The organism is Sphingobacterium prati (genome assembly GCF_013167215.1).
Classification (GTDB): domain Bacteria; phylum Bacteroidota; class Bacteroidia; order Sphingobacteriales; family Sphingobacteriaceae; genus Sphingobacterium; species Sphingobacterium prati.
The window spans coordinates 146,960-167,377 of record NZ_JABJWY010000039.1; the positions used below are offsets into that span (position 1 = coordinate 146,960).

The window sequence follows — 20,418 nt, forward strand, 5'->3', positions numbered from 1 at the left end:
TAATGTTTGATACAAGATGATAGATACAATAGTCATAATCGTTTTTTCGGTATTTATAATGCTGGTCGGGATAAGCTTCTCACGAACCGGAAGAAACCTAAAGTCTTTTTTTGCCGGCGGTGAATCCGTGCCCTGGTTTATAGGAGGGATGTCCCTGTTCATGAGTTTTTTTTCAGCCGGAACTTTTGTTGCATGGGGCTCCATAGCCTATAGCCATGGCTGGGTCGCGATTACCATTCAGTGGACCATGTGTATAGGCGGGCTGATAACAGGGCTTTACCTAGCTCCTAAATGGAAGGCAACAGGAAATCTTACTGCTGCTGAGTTTATTAAGGAGCGTCTGGGGAGTGCTGTGCAGAAGTGTTACATCTACGTCTTTATGATCGTGTCGGTATTTCTGAAAGGGTCGGTTTTGTATTCGGTAGCCAAACTGGTTTCCGAATCGTTGGACTATCCTTTAATACCAGTTACCATCGTTTTGGGGATCTTAATGATTGCTTATACGGCCATCGGAGGGTTGTGGGCGGTAATGGTGACAGATATTCTACAATTTGTTGTCCTGACAGCAGCGATCGTGATCGTCATTCCGTTGGTTTTTGAGGAAGTTGGCGGTGTGCAGTCCTTCTTGGATAAAGTACCGGATGATTTTTTCAATGTTGTCAACGGTGAGTATACCTGGGGTTTTATTGTAGCTTTTGCATTATACCATATTTTTTATATTGGAGGTAATTGGACATTTGTACAGCGCTATACAAGTGTTGATACACCACGGTCGGCATCCAAAGTTGCTTATTTATTTGCAGCCTTATATATCGCTAGCCCGATTTTGTGGATGATTCCGCCCATGGTTTACAAGGCGATCAATCCGGGTTTGACCGGATTGGCTACAGAGACGGCCTACATTATGGTTTGTAAGCAAGTGCTCCCTGCGGGATTACTTGGATTGATGCTTACGGGGATGTACTTCTCTACATCGGCATCCGCAAATACAGCCTTGAATGTTGTGTCAGCTGTGTTTACGAACGATATTTATAAGGGAACGTTACACCCGCAGGCATCGGAAAAAAAACTGATGTTTATCGCCCGTGCATCATCCTGGTTTTTTGGGTTTTTTATGATTATTGTTGCACTGATTGTGCCACTGATTGGGGGGATAGTCGAGTTTACCCTCAGTATAGGTGCCATTACGGGAGGACCATTATTGGCACCGCCGATATGGGCCTTGTTCTCAAAGCGGTTGACAGGTAAGGCCACAGTATATATAACAGCCGTCAGTTTAAGCGTAAATCTTCTGTTTAAAATTGTTTTTCCTTTATTGATAGACTATAAACTTAGCAGAGCCAATGAGATGCTGCTTGGTGTTGTATTACCCTTTGTTTTGTTGGCTTGTGTTGAATTGTATGCAAAGTCACGTGGACAGGTAAGTTCAGAATACCTTTCGCTCAAGCTAACTAAAGCCGCGCGCAAGGAAGCTATACAGCAAATAGATAAAGAAGAGGAGATCGCATTAAAAAGCCAGAATAAATTTGGATTGAAAATGATTGCATTTTCGCTCACCTTTATTGCGTTGTTACTGTACGTATTGTGCTTTTTCTTTGCAGGCGGTTCTCCATTGGTTGGCGGAATTGCTACAGTAATACTTATCAGTGCGTTGATTCCATGGCGCGCAGCCAATAAAGTTTTTATAAATCGGGCTTAAATTGATGTTAATGTAGCAAGTTTTTTATAAGATCATTACTCAGAAATTAGCACATATTACGTGTAAGGCTTTGCTTTCTTAGTGTTTTTTAACTTTATAATGCTTGTAAACCCGCTATTAAACAGTTAAATTGCTTAAAATTTATTGTCAATTAGAATATAAACATAAATAAGATGAAAAGAAATACTGCTTTTCTTTTAGGGATTTTAGCTTCTTGTGCGTTGCCACAAGTGATTTCTGCTAAACCACTCGCAAAAGAATATGTACATTACGAGCAAGAAGTTGAAGGAAAAGAGTTGATCGGGCGTTGGGATATTGAAGTCGACGTCAATGGTACGCCGGCACCTTCCTGGCTTGAAGTGAAATTGTCAGGCCACAAGACTTTGGTAGGCCACTATGTAAGTACTTCAGGAAGTGCACGGCCTGTTTCACAGGTCTTTTATGAAAATGGGAAGTTCAAATTTGCGATACCACCACAATGGGAAGGCGGAAAGATGAATCTCAGTGTAGAAGGCGAGATTTTAAACGGGGCTTTGCAGGGAACCATAACAGAACCAGATGGGAAAACACATCGCTTTAAAGGAGTACGTGCGCCGGAATTAAAACGGACAGCCGCCGTAAAATGGGGGAAACCAATCCAACTTTTTAATGGAAAAGACCTCTCCGGATGGAAGGCTACCGGAAAAACCAATCAATGGATTGTGAAAAATGGCATATTAACCAGCCCTCAATCCGGTTCTAACCTTGTATCGGAGCAAAAATTCGAAGATTTTAAACTACATGTAGAGTTTAAAATCCCTGCAGGAAGTAATAGTGGAGTTTATCTCAGAGGGCGTTATGAGGTGCAGATTGAAGACAGTCCAAAAGATGCACATCCTAATGCGGTACTTTTTGCAGGAGTCTATGGCTTCTTGGCTGCAAATGAAATGGTGAATAAAGGAGCCGGTGAATGGCAGACTTATGATATTACATTGGTAGGGCGTCTGGTGACTGTGGTAGCTAATGGTAAAACAGTAATTAGTAATCAGGAGATCCCAGGCATTACCGGAGGCGCGTTAGATAGTAGGGAAGCTGAACCGGGACCAATTTATTTCCAGGGCGATCATGGACCGGTTGAATTCCGTAAAGTAATTATCACGCCAGCGATCAAATAATAGTGATATATATTTATTTTAGGAGAGACTATCTTTTTGGGTAGTCTCTTTTAGATTCCGATCACGACTACCACCACATCTTCGTTCTGGTAAGAGGTGTAATACCGATCTATTGAACCACTCTCTTTGTAATCTTGTAATTCCTTAAATATCATTTTTTTTAAAGTACCCTTTCCTTTGCCGTGAATAAATTTGATTTCGTTCATTTCCCAATAAATGGCAGCATCCAAGTTGGATCTGAGGAAATCAATGGATTCTAGCATAAGTTCGTCAGCGGAGTAGTCTTCCCAGTCTTCGAGGAAAGCATCTGCATGTAGATCAACTATAGCGGGTGGTTTGCGCATGCTTCAATATTTTACAATACCGCAAATGTAAAATAAAACAATGACTTAATAGGTGAGGTCTTTAGCGAAATCAACTGCTTGAGCAAATTTTTTATGCCATTTTTTGATGATGGCTGCGATTTCATATTCCTCTTTTTCTGCATGGCTTAGCATGAGCAGTTCGAGCGATTGTATCAACTGATGATGATCTAAAAAGAAACCATCGTAATCTCGGTAAGCTGAAACCGCTTCCTGAATAAGTTGCAGGCTGTCGTGTCTGGTCACAATTGTCGCATGGCGGGAAGAAATACGGTCCAGCAACCATTCTTTTTGAAAATCAGATTCGATATGCCGATCACATGCCTGGTTAAACAAAATTTCAAATTCAGCAACCTGGTTTTTCAGGCCATGTAAAGTCGACTGGAGTTCCTCAAAAGTACTGATGATCTTTTCCTGTGTCTCCATATTTCTTGATATAATAGCCATGATATTTTACTTAAAGTTTATATAGTGTTGGTTATTAATATTTTAAATAAAAGCATGTAAGGTATATACAAATGGTTTGGAGAAATGTTTTCCTAACTTGAATAATAGACTAACAATAAGTATAAAATCAAGCATGGTCAACCACCGGGTAGCTATCTTTAAAAGATGGACAATTCTTGCGGAGCTTTAAAAAGGCGATATGTCTGCTGCCTATTAGAAAATAGGTAATTTGCTTTTTTTTTGCGTTATTCGCATTGCATAAAACAGGTTAAAAATAGAATTGAATGAAGGAAACAGCAATCGGAAATTATCAGTTAGAAATATGCTCCAATTCGGTGGCGTCAGCAATTGAAGCAGAGCAAGGAGGAGCAACGCGCATTGAGTTTTGTCAAAATCTGGAGAATGGTGGTACAACCCCGTCTTTTGGTCAATTGAAGTTGGTGCGCAAACTTGTTAAAATCGGGATTCACGTGCTGATCAGACCGCGTGGGGGTGACTTTCTGTATACGGAGGAAGAGATGCTAGAGATGATCGCCGATATCGAGCTCTGTAAGGAATTGGGGATGGATGGAGTCGTTATCGGTGTGTTAAATGCGGATGGGACCGTGGACAAGGCCAATACGAAGCGTTTGGTTGATGCTGCACGGCCTATGCATGTAACATTTCACCGCGCTTTTGATCGTGTTCAAGATCCCTTTGGTGCATTGGAAGATGTCATTGCTTTAGGTATTGACCGTATCTTGACTTCGGGTTTGAGAAATTCAGCTTTGTCAGGTGCACCGTTGCTGAAACAATTGATTGAACAGGCTGCCGGGCGTATTGTGATTATGCCAGGAGCCGGAGTGGATGCTTCCAATATTAAGACGATCTTGGCGGATACTGGCGCCATTGCGATCCATAGTTCAGCAAAAGAGAGCCAACCATCAAAGATGAAATTTTCGCAGGATCAGGTGAAGGGGATGGATGAGGCGCAGTGGATGAGCTCAAAAGAAAAAGTCCACCAAATGGTAGACTTATTAAAAAGCCTTTAAAGTGAAACTTTAAAGGCTGCTAATTTCTTTGTGCTTATTTAGCTTCTGCAGCTAATTGATTTAAGATAGCATCGTTTTTAACGATTTGGTTGTCAGCTTTCATTTTTGATCTTGAACCTAACTCAACGTTAGTTCCTAATTTCAAGAACTGAACTTCAACACGTGAAACAGTTTTATTTCTTCTATCTTTTCTTTTTAAACGTGTAACTCCCATTTTGATAATATTTTTATTGTTTAAAATAAAACGAGGTCGGAAGCGGATTCGAACCGCTGTAGGAGGTTTTGCAGACCTCAGCCTAGCCACTCGGCCATCCGACCCTATTTTTTTTCTTTTGAAGGTCTGCAAAAATAAAACTTATAATTGGAATTAAAAAATCTTTGTGATAAAACTTTTGCGTTTTCGAGCATTATTCTGAAAACCAAGGGGGTAGTTTTTGGTTATGGTACTTATCCAGACTTTAAGAGCACATGCTTTAATGAGTATCATGGTTGAATAAGGGCCAGCTTTAATAAGCTACTGTATCTTTTAGAGGACATTCAAAAAAAATAAGGCATAAGTTTTTTCTTTTGTTTTGAAGTGAATATGAATAGTTTATGCATTTTGGAATAGATATTGCAAATGTCACTGTAATAATTCTCGTACAAGAAATATATGAGAGTAAATGATAAAAGAACAAAGTAAATTAAATTAGGAAACATGAAAAAACTATTATTATCTGCAGCAATTTTATTTGGTTCATTAGGAGCTTTTGCACAAGGTGGATTGGGATATGGACTCCGTGCGGGCGTAAACATTCCTAAATACTCATTAGATAATGAAAGCACAGAATCGAATACAGGATTTTTTGTAACGGGTTACTTGGATGCTCCTGTGTCACCTAACTTTTCCATTCAACCGGGATTATCTCTTCAGAATAAGGGTGGTAAATGGACACCAGGATCTTCCTCCGAAATTAAGGAGAGTGTGATGTCCTTGGACATACCTGTGAATGCTGTAGCGAAATTTCCTACGGGTTCAGGTAATTTCTTTATCGGAGCTGGTCCATATGTTGGATTTGCATTGAGTGGAAAACGTAAAGGGGAAATTGGAGAAGGAGATGTAAAAATAGAACGAGACCTTAATTTTGGAAGTGATGATACAGATGATTTAAAGCGTACTGATTTTGGTGTGAATTTCTTAGCAGGATATCAATTATCCAATGGATTTCAGATCAATGCTGGTTACGGTTTAGGTTTAACTAATTTGGCTCCTGCACCTGGTGATAAGGCTAAAAACCGTGTATGGTCGATCGGTATCGGATTTGGACTATAAGAAATATAAGTATTTAAGCTTATTATGAGGAAAGAGTCCCTGCATGTGTAGGGACTCTTTTATTTCCCTAAACTTAAGTCAGCCGAAATTGTTATTTTTATTCAAAAGAATATTCAATGAAAAGATTCCTCACTTTACCCTTTTATGTGAAGTTAGCCTGCGTATTAATCAGTATCCTTCTTTTAGGTTATCTGGCCAAGATAGGTGATACAATACTGATCCCGATGATTTTAGGCTTGCTGTTCTCTCTGCTTTTGATTCCACTGAGCAATTTTATGGAGCGTAAGTTGCATTTTCCAAGAACATTGGCCGGAATACTCAGTGTGATTCTCTTTTTTGGCGCGTTGGGTTACGGCTTATTTCTTCTGGCGTCACAGCTTACACTGCTCAAAGAGGATTTTCCAGCATTTAAAGAGCAGATCATGGATGGCGCAGGTAAATTGCAAAGTTGGGTCAGTCAACAGTTTGGAATACAGCACAAAGAGCAGATGGAATTCATCAACAAAACAGCTTCAAAGTCGGTTGATTCAGGTACCCTGTTTTTAGGAACGGCGTTGGTTTCACTTTCCTCCCTGTTTATTTTATTTGTTTTCACATTTCTTTATACCTTCTTCCTACTGATTTACAGGGGGCATATTGTCAAGTTTCTTTTGTTTGTCAACCGTGTCGAAGATCGACCTATTGTTGTGGATGTTGTCAGGCAAATTCAATATGTAGTCAAAAAGTATCTGATTGGGCTACTGATCCAAATGAGTTTGGTTTCGCTTTTGGTTTTTATTTGCCTCTCCTTAATTGGTGTGAAGTACAGTCTACTCTTGGCTTTAATCACAGGCGTTTTCAATGTACTGCCATATGTGGGTATCTTCTCGTCCATGCTTATTATCTCCATTCTTACCTTTGCTACCTCGTCGTTGACCCATGTGGTATTAGTAATCTTAGCATTGATTATTGTACATATGATTGACAGCAATTTTATCGTTCCCAAAATTGTAGGATCCAAAGTAAAGGTCAATTCCTTATTTGCCATGCTGTCCATTATTATCGGCGAGATGGTCTGGGGTATTTCTGGCATGTTCTTAGCCATTCCTATTTTGGCGATAGCCAAGATTGTGATGGACCGTATCAAAGAGCTTAAACCTTGGGGATTTCTGCTAGGGGAAGAGGATAGCAAAGATGAGGTATACAAAGATTTATTTGAGACTTTAAATCCCATTGAGAAGAAAATTATTGAAAATGAGGAGAAGGAATAGGTTTGCATTTGGCTTGAACTTGTGAGTAGTTTTATCTTCCTCCATTGGCTACCAGTAACCAACTCGTCTATAGTAACTGAGATGAGATAAATAATGTCGTATATTGTCAAATTCAGAGATAAATAAGCCGCGATCTTTTCATACAGAGAATGTGGCTTAAAAAGGTCTACAAAACAAAAGACACGCCCTGGAACGCTGTTCTTACGGGTAGCGTGGCGTGTACTGTTTCCATATAAAGGTAAAATTGCCCACAATTTTTTTTATTTTCTGAACTTTGAAACAGTTTGACCTCTTTTTGGGAGAAATGTAACTGATGCAACTTTTGATACAAAAGATTCCTCCCCGTTTAAGCCAAATTAAATCAAAAAAAATCAGGGTTCAATTACCTGCGTTACCAGCCAATTTTCAACTGTATTTTACCCGCATATTTCTAGTACCTGTTAAGCACTGCTTAAGCACAGATATAGCACTATTTACGCAATCGTTGCGTAAGCAAATTGACAAAGGAAAAATGTACTATACAGGTACTTGTCCAGTGCTGCAAAAGTGCTGGAAGAGCAGCGATCATAAAATATCTAAGCAAGAGATTTCTTCGACTGGCCTTCGGGCTTTGTTGGGGCGGCCTTCGGACCTGCTCCGTACCTGCGTCGCCCCTCCTTCGGGAGTGCTTCGGCTGCTGTTCGGCTGTTCTTCGGGATGTTCCCGAAGCGTAGTCGAAGGCTTGCCGAAGCCGAGTCGAAGCGTAGCCGAACATGTCTCGAACGAGTCCCGAAGGGGTCCCGAAGCGGAGTCGAAGGCTAGCCGACGAGGGGTAGAGGTATCACCTTCTTCGGACTTTTGCCTGACCAACTTCGCCCCAACTTCTGCCTTTCATGCAGTGGGCCGTCAGTCTTCCTCGAATTTTCCTTTGATTTTTCCCGAGGGTGACCCGAAGCCCACCCGAAGAAATTCCGAGCAACGCTGGGAGAAAGGTGGAAGATGGTCAGGAGTTGGTAGGTACTTAAATAGTCTATTCCTCGGTACCAAAGGTACTGTTAATTCACCGTTAAGCTACCGGGAGTGTACCGAAAGGGTACCAAAAAGGTACTGGGAATGTACTAAAGAGCTACCGGAGATATACCAAAGAGGTACTAAACAGGTACGAGCTGTTGGTGGATCTTGGGTATAAGTCTGATACTGCGATAGCACAGCTCGCAAAAAGGGAGGATACTGGATTGGTCGATAGAAGAGGGAATTGTCATTTTAAATTTGATGGTTTTAAGGTGTTTTAGTGAGGGTGTTATTTTTGTTATTGATTCTCGTTGTCGATGACGTTTAAATGGCTCAGAGGGTTAGAATACCTTGGTTGTTTGTGCGATTATAAAAATAATTTTCGCATGTCATAGACATGCTTGGCGTTTTTTTTAAAGATTAGCAGCCAAATTAGCTATTCTGAAGAAATAATCGTTGTGTATTTACAAATATAATTTTGCCGCATTTTCTTATTGTGAATCAGAAAAATATAACTTATTTTCGTGTTATATTTAATTTATTTTTAATGAAAAGAAAATTACTCTCAATCGCAGCGGCATTATGTTTTATTGCTGGAGCGAAAGCACAGACTTCTTATGGTTTCAAAGCTGGTGTTAACTTTGCTAAATTAGAGATGTCTGGAAGCAATGTCAGTGTTTCAACAAATTCCACAACATCTTTTTTTGTTACTGGTTATGCGGATATGCCGTTAGCAAATAATTTCAGTATTCAGCCGGGTGTTTCTTTACAAGGTAAAGGAGGCACTTTTCCCAATGAATTTGTATTGGAAGGTGGTACTGGTGATGATGTTAAGGTTAATTTAATGTATATCGAGATTCCTGTGAATTTTGTGTATAATATTCCTACTGGTAATTCTGGGAACTTTTTTATCGGAGCAGGTCCATATGCCGGAATTGGTATACATGCAAAAGCTAAACAAGGGAATGTAAGTGAAGGTAGTAGTTTTAGTGATGCTGGTTTTAAAACATTTGATGCAGGCTTAAATTTTTTGGGAGGATATAAACTTTCAAATGGCTTCTTAATCAATGGTGGTTATGGATTAGGACTTACTAATACAGCCAAAGAAACTTTCGGTGGCGCATCGGTTAAAAACCGCGTATTTTCAGTAGGCGTTGGCTACCAATTCTAAACAGAAACTATAACAAGTAAAAAAAGGGCTTTTCTTACGAAAGGCCCTTTCTTTGTTTATCGCCCATATATTAGCTATACTCTTTGACCACAATAATTACAGCTAGATCTTATCCCCTTCATCCATTACTTCCAAGTTGTATCTACCAGCGAAGATAATTTCGCCATTGGGCAATAGGGCTATTACTGTTATACAATTCAGTGAACCGGGGAACATGGCATATCTATGGGTTAATATCGAGAAGCCTATCCCTTACAAGTAAACACGCTCCGATGACACCCGCCTTTTCTTGTAGTTGCGATAGCTTGATTTTTGTGTCTGTACTCACAAGATTTAGTGAATATTTGTTGATAGCACTTTTTATCGGCAGTAGGATATAATCGTTAGTTTGTGCTAAGGGGCCACCTAAAATAATTAATTCCGGATTGTAGAGATTTATTAGAATGGCTATCGCTCTGCCGAGTTTTTCGCCAATTTTCGCCAGTAATTCAATTGCTAGCACATCATCCGAGTGAATTGCCGAAATAATGTGGTTTAAATTGATATCTTCGATCTGGACGGTTTGTGTTAAGGTGGTGGCATAGCCTTCGCTTACTTTCTGTATAAAAAGATCCTTTAAAGCGCGGCCAGAAGCCTCGGTCTCAAGACAACCTTTCTTGCCACAGTGACAGATGATTTCATTGTCGAACATCGGGATATGGCCAAACTCACCCGCAAATCCAGATTGGCCGTAATAAATCTGTCCGTTGATAAGCGTGCCCATCCCAATACCATAATCGAGATTTAGAAAAAGTACATTTTTTTCCTGTTTCACTACCCCTGACATAAACTCTCCATAAGCCATTGCTCGTGAATCGTTCTCAATGAAGGTCTTTATTTTTAAAGTTTCTTCAAGGTATTTGCTTAGCGGTGTCTCACTGAAATAGAAGAAACTATAACTATATCCTGTCTTGTAGTTAATCCGGCCACTTAGATTCATGCCCAAGGCTAAAATCTTTTCTTTCGGAACAGTGGATTTCTTTATAAAATCTTGAATGATTTTACAGAGGTTATCCAAAGAAGCTTGATTATTCGCCAACTTATAGGGAAGGTGCTCGGCAATAGATACAATATTTTTGTTGAGATCAATAAGTCCTATATTCACATGGTCGTGCTTAACATCAACCCCCACAAAAAAGCCTGAAGTGGGAAGTAGGCCGTAGATATTTGGTTTCCTTCCACTAACAGTAGTCGACTTTCCATAATCTTTTACAAGTCCTTCCTCTATCAACTCATTGATTACATTCGTGATCTTTGGTACGCTAAGTTTGAGTTCCTTACTTAATTCTGAGATGGTACTATTGCCGTTCATAGACAGGATGACAATAATATTCTTCTTGATGGAATTGTTCTTGTAGGCTACCCCAGAAATATTTTCGTCTTCAATATGCTCAAAAAATGTCATTGGATATAAATTGTAAGAAACAAATCTAACAAATTTAAATGGAGATATTTAATGTTATGTGTATTTATGGCTACTATAATGTTATATATTTTTATACAAGCTTTATTTATTAAATATTTTTAATAAATAAAGCTTGTATTATTAAATTTTATTTTTAATTTAGCATTGTCTTCTGCCGGGTAAGCCTTATAACCTGGTTCAGAAGGTCGCAAAAATGCCAACTAATAACATTATGGATAAGCAGAATCGTAGAAAATTTTTAAAACAATCGTTTCGTACCGGACTTGCCGGAGTGGGAAGCTCGATTCTGTTGCAGCGTTGCGGTATAGAAGATGGGGCTGATTTGGAAAAAATTCCCACGATCAATACAGAGATTCGAGATACTTACTTGGTGAATTCCAACGATGCTCTTCCAATAACGGCAACTTTTCTTGATGAAATATCGCATGATATTCCACATCAGAATTGGGGCGAGCCGGAATGGGACCTAGATTTCAGGCATATGAAAAAAATGGGGATAAATACCGTTATTTTGATCCGATCTGGCTATCGCAAATTCATTACCTATCCTTCGAATTATTTACTTGCCCAAGGCTGCTATAAACCTAGTACTGATTTGCTTGATATGTTTTTACGTTTGGCGGACAAATACAACATGTTGTTTTATTTTGGCCTGTATGATTCTGGTGCATATTGGGATACAGGGGATTTGTATAAAGAGGTAGAACACAACAAGTACGTGGTGGATGAGGTGTGGTCGAAATATGGGGTAAAGCATAAAAGCTTCGCCGGTTGGTATATCAGTGGCGAGATCAGTAGAAAAACCAAAGGGTCCATCCGCGCATTCCGCGATTTGGGGAGCATGTGTAAATCAATATCAGATGGTTTACCGACCTTTATCTCTCCTTGGATAGATGGCAAAAAAGCCGTAATGTCAGCTTCAGCAGGTCTTTCCAAGTCAGATACCGTCAGCGTTAGGCAACATGAAGAAGATTGGTCGGAGATATTTGATGGTATACAGGGCGTTATAGATGCCTGCGCATTTCAGGATGGACACATCGATTACAATGAACTCGATTCTTTTTTTACAGTAAATAAGCAGCTTGCGGATCGTTATGGCATCGCCTGTTGGACAAATGCCGAAACATTTGATCGTGATATGCCCATTAAGTTTATGCCAATAAAATTCGATAAGTTGCGCTTGAAGTTGGAGGCAGCCAAGCGGGCCAACTACGAAAAAGCGATTACCTTTGAGTTCTCCCACTTTATGAGTCCGCAATCTGCTTATCGTCAGGCGGCAAATCTTTACGACCGCTATATGCAATTCTTTAACCGTTGATAACAATAAATACCAAGATACCTAATGAATAATATCATCGATATGAACAATAACCAAATTAACTTAAATTATATCGGCTTCCTCTCGGTCGTGGCGGCTATAGGCGGATTTCTATTCGGATACGATACAGCGGTTATATCTGGAACCATCGCACAGGTAACGACACAATACGGCTTGGATAACGTTTCTCAGGGATGGTACGTAGGCTGCGCATTGGTAGGTTCCATACTGGGTGTTACCTGCGGAGGTTACCTTGGTGATCGTTTTGGCCGTCGTAAAATGTTGTTTATCAGTGCTGTTCTGTTTTCTGTTTCGGCGCTTTACTGTATGCTTTCTTCTGATTTTCAACAGCTTATTTATGCACGTATCATCGGAGGGATAGGTATTGGGGTGGTTTCGATCATATCACCTATGTATATTTCAGAGCTTGCCGTACCCCAATATCGAGGCAGGTTGGTGTCTCTCTATCAACTGGCGGTTACGATCGGGTTTCTGGGTGCTTATATCGTGAACTATTTACTTATGCAATACGCGATCGGTGATGCACAAAATTTACAAGATGATTGGCTTCGGCTCATATTCTATCAGGAAGTATGGCGTGGCATGCTTGGGATATCTGGATTGCCGGCTGTTTTTTTCTTTCTCATTATCTTCTTCATTCCGGAAAGTCCACGTTGGCTGGTGAGACATGGTCGATCAGAAAAAGCACATGATATATTCCGGCGGATCTATGGCTCGGAGAGTGCGGCCAAGACAGAGCTCAATAAAATTCAGGATGCAAGTTCCAAAGAAAAAAAAGTCGATTGGAAGCTGTTGGCTCAACCCGGAGTACGTAAGGCAGTGTGGATCGGAGCTGCAATAGCCATTCTCGGGCAGTTCATGGGGGTAAATGCCGTGCTTTACTACGGGCCTACCATTTTTGAAAGTAGTGGCATTTCTGGTGGCGACTCACTCTTCTATCAGGTGATCGTTGGATTGGTCAATGTCTTGACAACCGTACTGGCTGTTTTTATCATTGATAAAATAGGGCGCAAGAAGCTGGTATACCTAGGTGTTTCAGGAATGATCGTTTTTCTTTTGCTTATTGGTGTATATTTCTTTTGGGGCAAAGTCCTTGGCCTCCCAAGCTTGTTCATGTTAAGCTGTTTTTTAGCTTATGTATTTTGTTGTGCCATTTCTATATCAGCGGTAATCTGGGTATTGCTCTCGGAAATGTATCCAAACTCCATTCGCGGACTGGCCATGTCCATAGCAGGTCTTTCCCTTTGGTTGGGCACTTACCTGATCGGACAGCTTACCCCATGGCTATTGGATAATTTAAGCCCCGGCGGAACTTTTTTCCTTTTCGCAGCAATGTGCGTACCCTATATGCTCATCGTGTGGAAACTCGTGCCGGAAACAACAGGTAGATCCTTGGAAGATATTGAACGACATTGGATTCATTAACCTGCTTATTATAAATGAAAGTATAAAGAATAATTAGATTATAAATGGATTTTAAAAAACTTAGTGAACAGTACAAATCGGAACTGTTAGAGAACGTATTGCCCTTTTGGTTGGAAAATTCGTTGGATAGGGAATATGGTGGATATTACAGTTGCTTGGACAGGAAAGGGCAGATTTTTGACACCGATAAGTTTATCTGGTTGCAAGCGCGTGAGGTTTATATGTTTGCAAGCATGTATAACAAGACGGAGAAAAAGCAGGAGTGGCTTGAGGCAGCAGAACATGGCGCCGCCTTTTTGCTGGAGCATGGTCATGATGGTAACTACAATTGGTACTTTGCAATAGATCGGGTAGGTAACCCGCTCGTAGAGCCTTACAACATTTTTTCCTATACGTTTGCGACCATCGCTTTCGGGCAGCTTCACCTGGCAACAGGCAATCCACGTTACGCTGAAGTAGCGAAGCAGACTTTCGGACTGATCCGTTCGAAGCTTGGTAATCCGAAGGGTAAGTGGAACAAAGCGGTTCCGGGTAGCCGAAGCCTGAAGAATTTTGCCCTTCCTATGATCCTCTGCAACCTGGCCTTGGAAATTGAACACCTACTTTCAGCGGAGCTGTTGGATAGCTTTATTGATAACTGTTTGCATGAAGTGATGGCGGTTTTTTACAGACCGGAACTCGGTGGTATTGTCTTAGAAAATGTCACCTTGGAAGGGCAGTTGTCGGATACCTTTGACGGGCGCTTGATCAATCCTGGGCATGCGATCGAAGCAATGTGGTTTATCATGGATCTTGGCAAGCGCTTGGAACGCGACGATCTGATCCAAAAGGCCGTAGAGATAACGCTTAATATGCTCGAATATGGATGGGATCATCAACATGGTGGAATTTTCTATTTCATGGATCGGTCGGGCAATCCCCCGCAACAGCTGGAGTGGGACCAAAAACTGTGGTGGGTGCATATTGAAACCTTGATTTCGCTTATTAAAGGCTATCAATTGACCGGCTCGCCGGAGTGTCTAGCTTGGTTTGAACGTGTGCACGATTATACATGGGCGCATTTTAAAGATACAGAATATCCAGAATGGTTCGGATATCTTAACAGACAGGGAGAGGTGCTGTTGCCACTTAAAGGAGGTAAATGGAAAGGTTGTTTCCATGTGCCGCGGGGCCTTTATCAATGCTGGAAAGTACTCGAAGATATTGCCTGTAAAGATTTGTTTGTTCAAGTTGTTTAGTTTGGGGCCGGCGCCGGCCTTTGCCCATCAGGGCCGGCTCTTTAAAAGTTAATTTACCAATTATGATAAAGTCAGTTTTGTTACTTTCGTTAAAACTTTCGCTCTTTTGCTATATCCCTGTATGCGCTTTTGCACAAGGAGCTAAAAAACAACCTTTAGCCCTATCGTTGGAAAAAGCGGTATTGGAAGATAAAATAAAGGGCGGATGGGCTGGTCAAACAATTGGTGTAACCTATGGTTGGCCTACAGAATTTCTCTATCAAGGTACGTTCATGCAGGATTACGAGCGTATTCACTGGGAAGATGATTATGTAAATCGCGCCATGCGCGAGTTTCCTGGATTATTTGACGATGTGTATGTGGACCTTACCTTTATGGAAGTACTGCATCGATTGGGACTAGATGCTCCGGTAGATTCCCTTGCACATGCTTTCGCAAAGAAAGAGTATGAACTTTGGCATGCAAACCAGGTAGCACGATATAATCTCAATAACGGCATTCCGCCAGATAAATCCGGACATTGGTTGAACAATCCACATGCTGACGATATCGATTTTCAGATTGAAGCTGATTTTGCAGGCCTGATCAACCCGGCTATGCCGGAGGCTGTTACGGCCATCTGTGAAAAGACCGGTAAAATGATCGCCTCCGGTGATGGGTATTACGGCGGGCTCTTCGTTGCACATCTATATGCTCAAGCATTTCGGGTGAATGAAGTGAAGCCCCTGATCGAAGAGGCGCTGCAGGTGTTGCCGCCGCAAAGTAAATTCTACCAATGTATACGTGATGTGTTGGCATGGTACGCCCAGGAACCGTCTGATTGGAAAGAGACTTGGTGGCAGATCCAGAAGAAATGGTCGGAAGATCACGGCTGTCCAAACTTTGTTTTTCACCCGCTGAATATCGATGCAAAACTTAATGCCGCTTATGTTGTCATGGCATTACTTTACGGTAATGGTGATTTTTTTCATACCATGGATATCGCGACCAGAGCGGGGCAAGATTCGGACTGCAATCCCGCGACAGCTTGTGGTATACTCGGTACCATGCTGGGATATAGTCAAATACCGAGCACTTGGATAGACCCACTAAAAAAAGCAGAGGATGTGCCCTTTAGTTATAGTAACTATTCCCTCAATGATGTATATCGTGTCAATGTGGAGCTTGCACTGGCAAGCATCGTTAAGGCAGGTGGTGTGGTGGGCAAAAATCGCGTAACCATCCCGTACCAAAAAACAGTGCAAGTGCCTTTCGAAGAAAACTTCGCCGGTCATTACCCCAAAGCGCGTGTAAAGGTTGCGAAATCTTTTCCCCAAAGCTATCAATTTAATTTCGAGGGTTGCGGTGTGGTTCTCAGTGGGCACTTGCAAAAAGTAGATAATACGGTGAGCGATAATGCGGTACAGGTGGGCTTGTATATCGATGGTCAATTAGTAGAAACGGCAAGTCTTTTTTCCAATGCGAATATGCGTCGTCCGGAATTATGTTGGAGGTATCAAATGCCCGATAAAAAGCATCGGGTAGAAATAAAACTATTGATGGAAGAACCGGGGTATCAGCTCTACGTCACCGACTACTTGGTTTATGCATCTCATCCGCAAACGCTAATCCCATACCATCATGATTAAAATAACACTTTTGTTTACGGCGTTACTGTCGATGATCTGCCTATCAACAGCATGTTATGCAAGGGGATTGGAAGTGCAGGGACAGGTGCGACAGGTCGACGGCCAGCCGGTAGCAAAAGTGGCCGTTACTGATGGATATAAAATCGTCTTTTCTGACCATCGGGGACACTATCGTATCATTCCTTCACCTTTGGCCCGTTTTGTCTATATCACGGTTCCTGCTGGCTTTGAGATGTCCGCAAAAAATAACGGGGGTAATTTTTATATCCCATTGCCCAAAGAGGGGACAACAGATGCTTTCAATTTCGTTTTGGAACCTATAGGAATTGATTCAACGCATGCATTTTTCGTATTGGGCGATCCGCAGGTATATAACGCTGCTGATGTGCAACGTTGTGCGCTGTTTGCAGCAGATATAAAAAACTACAAGGATAGCGCTTTGCGCAATATTCCCGTGCATGGAATGGTGGTGGGCGATATGGTGGGTGATAGGCCAGACCTCTTTGTTGGAGTGAAACAGGCATTTGAATTGGCAAATATGTACTACTTCTTTAGCAAAGGTAACCATGATCTACGTACAGACCAACGTTCAAATACGACGGCAAGTATGTTATACGAAGAAAATTTTGGCCCACGTTACTATGCATTTGATCGCGGTTCCATGCATTACATTGTGCTCGACGATGTTTTCTATTTGGGGCGCGGTGGCGAGTATGTAGGGTATATCTGTGAAGAGCAGTTTCGTTGGCTCAGGCTGGATCTTCGAAAAGTGCCCAAAGGTAGTACGATCGTCATGATGTTCCATATTCCGACGGCTAGTAAGGATTTTCGAAAAATAGAGCGAAAGCAACAAGTCGTTAATGTTGAACATCTGTATACGATGTTGAAGGACTATAAGGTGCATATATTGTCTGGACATACTCATTTACACGACCATTTTCAGCCTGCGCCCTGTATTATGGAGCATAACCAAGCCTCGATTTCGGGCATCTTTTGGCAAGAGAAAAATTCCTGTGCGGATGGAACACCAGTTGGTTATTCCATTTATGTGGCTAAAGGCGACAGCCTCACTTGGAGATATAAATCGCTCGGATTGCCTGACAATATCCAATGCAGGGCATATGGTCTAGGTGAAAATCCAGAGCGCCCGAATGAGCTCACAGCTTTGGTATGGAATTATGATAATGCCTGGCGAGTCTCCTGGTATGAAGACGGTGTTTATGCGGGGGAAATGCAGCAGTTCACCGGACATGATCCGCAGACAAGAGAGAAAATCGTCAAAAATAAAGATAAATACGCTTACGATTGGATTTGGACGACAACAACAGACCATTTGTTTGCAGCGAAACCACTGAATCCAGATTCAGAAATGATGATTTTGGTGGAGGATAGATTTGGTATTAAATACAAAACATATGTTCAACAGAAAAAAGATAGATAGCTTGTTCTTGATAGCCCTGGTGATCCTTTTATGCATCACATCGCCATCAATCCTGCTGGCTCAAACACCGTTGATTTCGCTTAGCAATTACACAATCCCACTTAATAGCAGGGGAGCTTATGTCGCATCCATTCATGGTCCGTTGTCGCTGAACCAGCTGCGGATGAAGATTGTCGGTGATACGGCAAAGCTTTTTATTTTGGACAAAAACGGGAAAATTTATCTTCGGAAGTCGAAGCTGGTGCCCGCAAATGATGGTATCCGCGCGTATGGTATAACGGTAGAATTTGACAAAAAAAGGTACGAAGTGGAACTGGTGAAGGATGAATTCCTGCGCAACAAAGTAATCGCACATCGTGGGGCATGGCGTGCAGAAGGTGTCATGCAGAACTCCATCCGCTCTTTTCAACAAGCCGTCGCCCTGGGTTGTGCCGGTTCTGAGTTTGATGTATGGTTGTCTAAGGACCGACAGGTTGTGCTGTCTCATGATCCACATATCGGCGGTCTCGCTGTAGAAGAATCTACGGCACAAGAGCTTTATACATCAACGCTGAAAGGGGGCGATCCTGTACCCACGCTAATCGAATTCATCAAGCTGGCAAAACAGCAGAACAAAACGAAAATGATCCTGGAGATAAAATCTTCGCCAACGGGTAGAAGCCTGGAGCTTGCGGATTCGGTTTTAGCTGTCGTGCACCGCCTTAAGGCACAGGGCTATATCGAATATATTAGTTTTGATTATGCTGTACTTTGCCAAATCGTTAAACGTGATCCGAGTGCTCGCACGGCTTATCTATACGGGAACAAAACTGTCGACGAACTTAAAGTAGATGGGCTCGCCGGACTCGATTATGATTTCTACCAGTATAGGAACGACCCTACATTGATAAAGCGCGCAAAGGAAGCAGGTCTATGGACCAATGTGTGGACAGTCAATACCGTAGACGAGCTGCGCAAGTTTCTCGATAGCGAAGTAGACTGGATTACCACTGACGAACCCGAGCTACTGTTAAAACTAATCAATGAAAAAATCTAAAATTTAGACTATGAATAAGCTGAGAAAACTTTTGCTGTCCTGGATGCTAATCCTTGTCATGGTACCATTTGCTGTGATTGCACAGGAAGGTATATCCCTTACGTTAATTCCACCGACGACGATTACTAATCAGGTTGATCTCGACATCCGTGCTGGTTTAAGAAATGAGGAAGGAATGGCTAAAATTGTAGAACTATCTGTTTACTTAGGGAAGGAACGACCCGAAGACCTGTTGCATTATTCAAAGAAGGAAGTAATGCCCCAAACAGCGTACGAAATCAAGCATATCCTCTCGACAAAAAATTTGGTGGGAAATCAAAAGATTACCCTTGTGGTCAAGGACGGTAATAAAAAATATCGAAAAGTTCGCGATATAGAAGTTATCGCTTCCCAGAAACGTTCCACCGGGCTTATTGATGGAGCATGGGCGGGCATCTATCATTGGAGTGAAACGGAAGGTAAGCACTGGAATAATGATATCAAACAAATGACCGGTGAGCAGTGGCGTGAGATGGTGCGCGCCATGCACAAATTAAAAATGGATATTGTTGTTGTTCAGGAAGTCTTTCGAAATGAAGAATATGTAGGCAAGCATGAGACGACGGTAGATTCCTATAAAGGCAAGGCATTTTATCCATCTGTACTGTATCCCGAGCGGGTTCCGATCACGGCAAAAGATCCCGTGGAGGCCATTTTAGATGAGGCCGATAAGCAAGGTATGCATGTTTTTGTAGGTGTGGGGATGTTTGCTTGGTTCGATTTTACCAAAGAATCGCTGCTTTGGCATAAGAAAGTGGCCAAAGAACTGTGGGACAAATATGGACATCATCCATCGTTCTATGGTTTCTATGTTTCCGAAGAAAGTGGAGGTAACTTAGATAATTGGGAGCATAGCGAAGTGATGCGAATGCAGCGCAAAAAAGAGATTGTTGACTTCTTTCGTGAATTCAAAGCCTACTGCAACCAAATTGCACCTGCCAAGCCAGTCATGCTGGCCACTAATAGCATGCAGGTACCCGTGGGGCTAGATGCTTATCCAGCACTGCTACAGAATCTGGATATTCTCTGTCCCTTTGGCTTCGCGCGGATGCCCGAAGGTGACCTGACGGGCAAAGAGGCTGCCGATCTGTTGCAGTCGCTATGCAACCAAGCGGGAGCTCATCTTTGGTTTGATTTGGAAACCTTTTTGTTTAATGAGGATCAATCGCTTTATCCGCGGCCCATGGAAGAGATTGTCCGCGACCTTAATCTTTTCCAAAACTTCGAAAAAATACTTTGTTATCAATTTCCAGGTGTATTTAACGATCCTAAAATGTCTATCCGCATCGGTGAAGAGCGCACATTAGATCTCTTTAGGGCATATCAGCACTATCTGGAAAAAACAATGAAAGAGCGACTATCAAAAGACAAACGGCCCCGTTAGGAAGGGG

Annotated in this window: 18 protein-coding genes and 1 tRNA gene; 14 read left to right on the top strand and 5 right to left on the bottom strand. The window is 41.8% G+C overall.

The window, feature by feature from the left end; genetic code table 11:
* The first annotated feature begins 16 nt into the window (after window positions 1-16).
* Both HPC41_RS23790 and HPC41_RS23795 read left to right on the top strand, forming a co-directional pair.
* Window positions 17-1,699 (top strand): sodium:solute symporter family protein, encoded by a 1,683-nt coding sequence (locus HPC41_RS23790; RefSeq protein WP_172396589.1) that lies wholly within the window; start codon window positions 17-19, stop codon window positions 1,697-1,699.
* Between the two features lie 173 nt (window positions 1,700-1,872).
* Entirely contained in the window at window positions 1,873-2,853 is a 981-nt protein-coding gene (locus tag HPC41_RS23795; protein WP_172396590.1) for a 3-keto-disaccharide hydrolase, read from the top strand.
* A 50-nt stretch (window positions 2,854-2,903) separates the two neighbouring features.
* Here the strand turns inward: HPC41_RS23795 and HPC41_RS23800 are convergent, their stop codons facing one another.
* Window positions 2,904-3,197 carry a Smr/MutS family protein gene (locus HPC41_RS23800; RefSeq protein ID WP_172396591.1) on the bottom strand — a complete coding sequence of 98 codons (294 nt, stop codon included), beginning with the start codon at window positions 3,195-3,197 and terminating at the stop codon, window positions 2,904-2,906.
* A gap of 45 nt (window positions 3,198-3,242) precedes the next feature.
* Window positions 3,243-3,662: a hypothetical protein gene (locus tag HPC41_RS23805; RefSeq protein WP_172396592.1), complete on the bottom strand. Its 420-nt coding sequence runs from the start codon at window positions 3,660-3,662 to the stop codon at window positions 3,243-3,245.
* A gap of 284 nt (window positions 3,663-3,946) precedes the next feature.
* Between HPC41_RS23805 and HPC41_RS23810 the strand changes: the two genes are divergently transcribed.
* Window positions 3,947-4,693 (top strand): copper homeostasis protein CutC, encoded by a 747-nt coding sequence (locus HPC41_RS23810; RefSeq protein WP_172396593.1) that lies wholly within the window; start codon window positions 3,947-3,949, stop codon window positions 4,691-4,693.
* A gap of 34 nt (window positions 4,694-4,727) precedes the next feature.
* Here the strand turns inward: HPC41_RS23810 and HPC41_RS23815 are convergent, their stop codons facing one another.
* Together HPC41_RS23815 and HPC41_RS23820 are read right to left on the bottom strand one after the other, a co-directional pair.
* A complete protein-coding gene (locus HPC41_RS23815; RefSeq protein WP_104385646.1) occupies window positions 4,728-4,907 on the bottom strand; it encodes a spore protein in 180 nt (59 codons plus the stop codon).
* Between the two features lie 33 nt (window positions 4,908-4,940).
* Window positions 4,941-5,011, bottom strand: a tRNA-Cys gene (locus tag HPC41_RS23820).
* Window positions 5,012-5,390: 379 nt separating this feature from the next.
* Between HPC41_RS23820 and HPC41_RS23825 the strand changes: the two genes are divergently transcribed.
* The 4 genes from HPC41_RS23825 to HPC41_RS23840 all read left to right on the top strand — a co-directional run bounded on the left by HPC41_RS23825 (window position 5,391) and on the right by HPC41_RS23840 (window position 9,416).
* A complete protein-coding gene (locus tag HPC41_RS23825; RefSeq protein WP_108636782.1) occupies window positions 5,391-6,005 on the top strand; it encodes a porin family protein in 615 nt (204 codons plus the stop codon).
* A 116-nt stretch (window positions 6,006-6,121) separates the two neighbouring features.
* On the top strand, window positions 6,122-7,255 hold the full coding sequence (locus HPC41_RS23830; protein WP_172396594.1) for an AI-2E family transporter: 1,134 nt from the start codon (window positions 6,122-6,124) through the stop codon (window positions 7,253-7,255).
* Window positions 7,256-7,766: 511 nt separating this feature from the next.
* The gene (locus HPC41_RS23835) at window positions 7,767-8,423 is read left to right on the top strand and encodes a hypothetical protein (RefSeq protein WP_172396595.1); all 657 of its coding nucleotides are present in this window, start codon (window positions 7,767-7,769) and stop codon (window positions 8,421-8,423) included.
* A 369-nt stretch (window positions 8,424-8,792) separates the two neighbouring features.
* Entirely contained in the window at window positions 8,793-9,416 is a 624-nt protein-coding gene (locus tag HPC41_RS23840) for a porin family protein (protein ID WP_172396596.1), read from the top strand.
* A gap of 223 nt (window positions 9,417-9,639) precedes the next feature.
* Here HPC41_RS23840 and HPC41_RS23845 read toward each other — a convergent pair whose 3' ends face one another.
* Entirely contained in the window at window positions 9,640-10,860 is a 1,221-nt protein-coding gene (locus tag HPC41_RS23845) for an ROK family transcriptional regulator (RefSeq protein ID WP_172396597.1), read from the bottom strand.
* A gap of 232 nt (window positions 10,861-11,092) precedes the next feature.
* Between HPC41_RS23845 and HPC41_RS23850 the strand changes: the two genes are divergently transcribed.
* From HPC41_RS23850 to HPC41_RS23880, 7 genes are all read left to right on the top strand, one after another.
* On the top strand, window positions 11,093-12,199 hold the full coding sequence (locus tag HPC41_RS23850) for a DUF4434 domain-containing protein (protein ID WP_172396598.1): 1,107 nt from the start codon (window positions 11,093-11,095) through the stop codon (window positions 12,197-12,199).
* Window positions 12,200-12,241: 42 nt separating this feature from the next.
* On the top strand, window positions 12,242-13,645 hold the full coding sequence (locus HPC41_RS23855; protein ID WP_172396808.1) for a sugar porter family MFS transporter: 1,404 nt from the start codon (window positions 12,242-12,244) through the stop codon (window positions 13,643-13,645).
* Window positions 13,646-13,689: 44 nt separating this feature from the next.
* On the top strand, window positions 13,690-14,883 hold the full coding sequence (locus HPC41_RS23860; RefSeq protein WP_172396599.1) for a n-acyl-d-glucosamine 2-epimerase: 1,194 nt from the start codon (window positions 13,690-13,692) through the stop codon (window positions 14,881-14,883).
* A 62-nt stretch (window positions 14,884-14,945) separates the two neighbouring features.
* Entirely contained in the window at window positions 14,946-16,511 is a 1,566-nt protein-coding gene (locus HPC41_RS23865) for an ADP-ribosylglycohydrolase family protein (protein ID WP_172396600.1), read from the top strand.
* Window positions 16,504-17,952, top strand: a complete 1,449-nt coding sequence (locus HPC41_RS23870) for a calcineurin-like phosphoesterase C-terminal domain-containing protein (protein ID WP_172396601.1) — start codon at window positions 16,504-16,506, stop codon at window positions 17,950-17,952. The genes HPC41_RS23865 and HPC41_RS23870 overlap by 8 nt, the downstream gene beginning before the upstream one ends.
* The gene (locus HPC41_RS23875; RefSeq protein WP_172396602.1) at window positions 17,927-18,988 is read left to right on the top strand and encodes a glycerophosphodiester phosphodiesterase; all 1,062 of its coding nucleotides are present in this window, start codon (window positions 17,927-17,929) and stop codon (window positions 18,986-18,988) included. The genes HPC41_RS23870 and HPC41_RS23875 overlap by 26 nt, the downstream gene beginning before the upstream one ends.
* Before the next feature lie 10 nt (window positions 18,989-18,998).
* Window positions 18,999-20,411, top strand: coding sequence for a DUF4434 domain-containing protein (locus HPC41_RS23880; RefSeq protein ID WP_216660868.1), 1,413 nt, complete (start codon window positions 18,999-19,001; stop codon window positions 20,409-20,411).
* The last annotated feature ends 7 nt before the right edge of the window (window positions 20,412-20,418 follow it).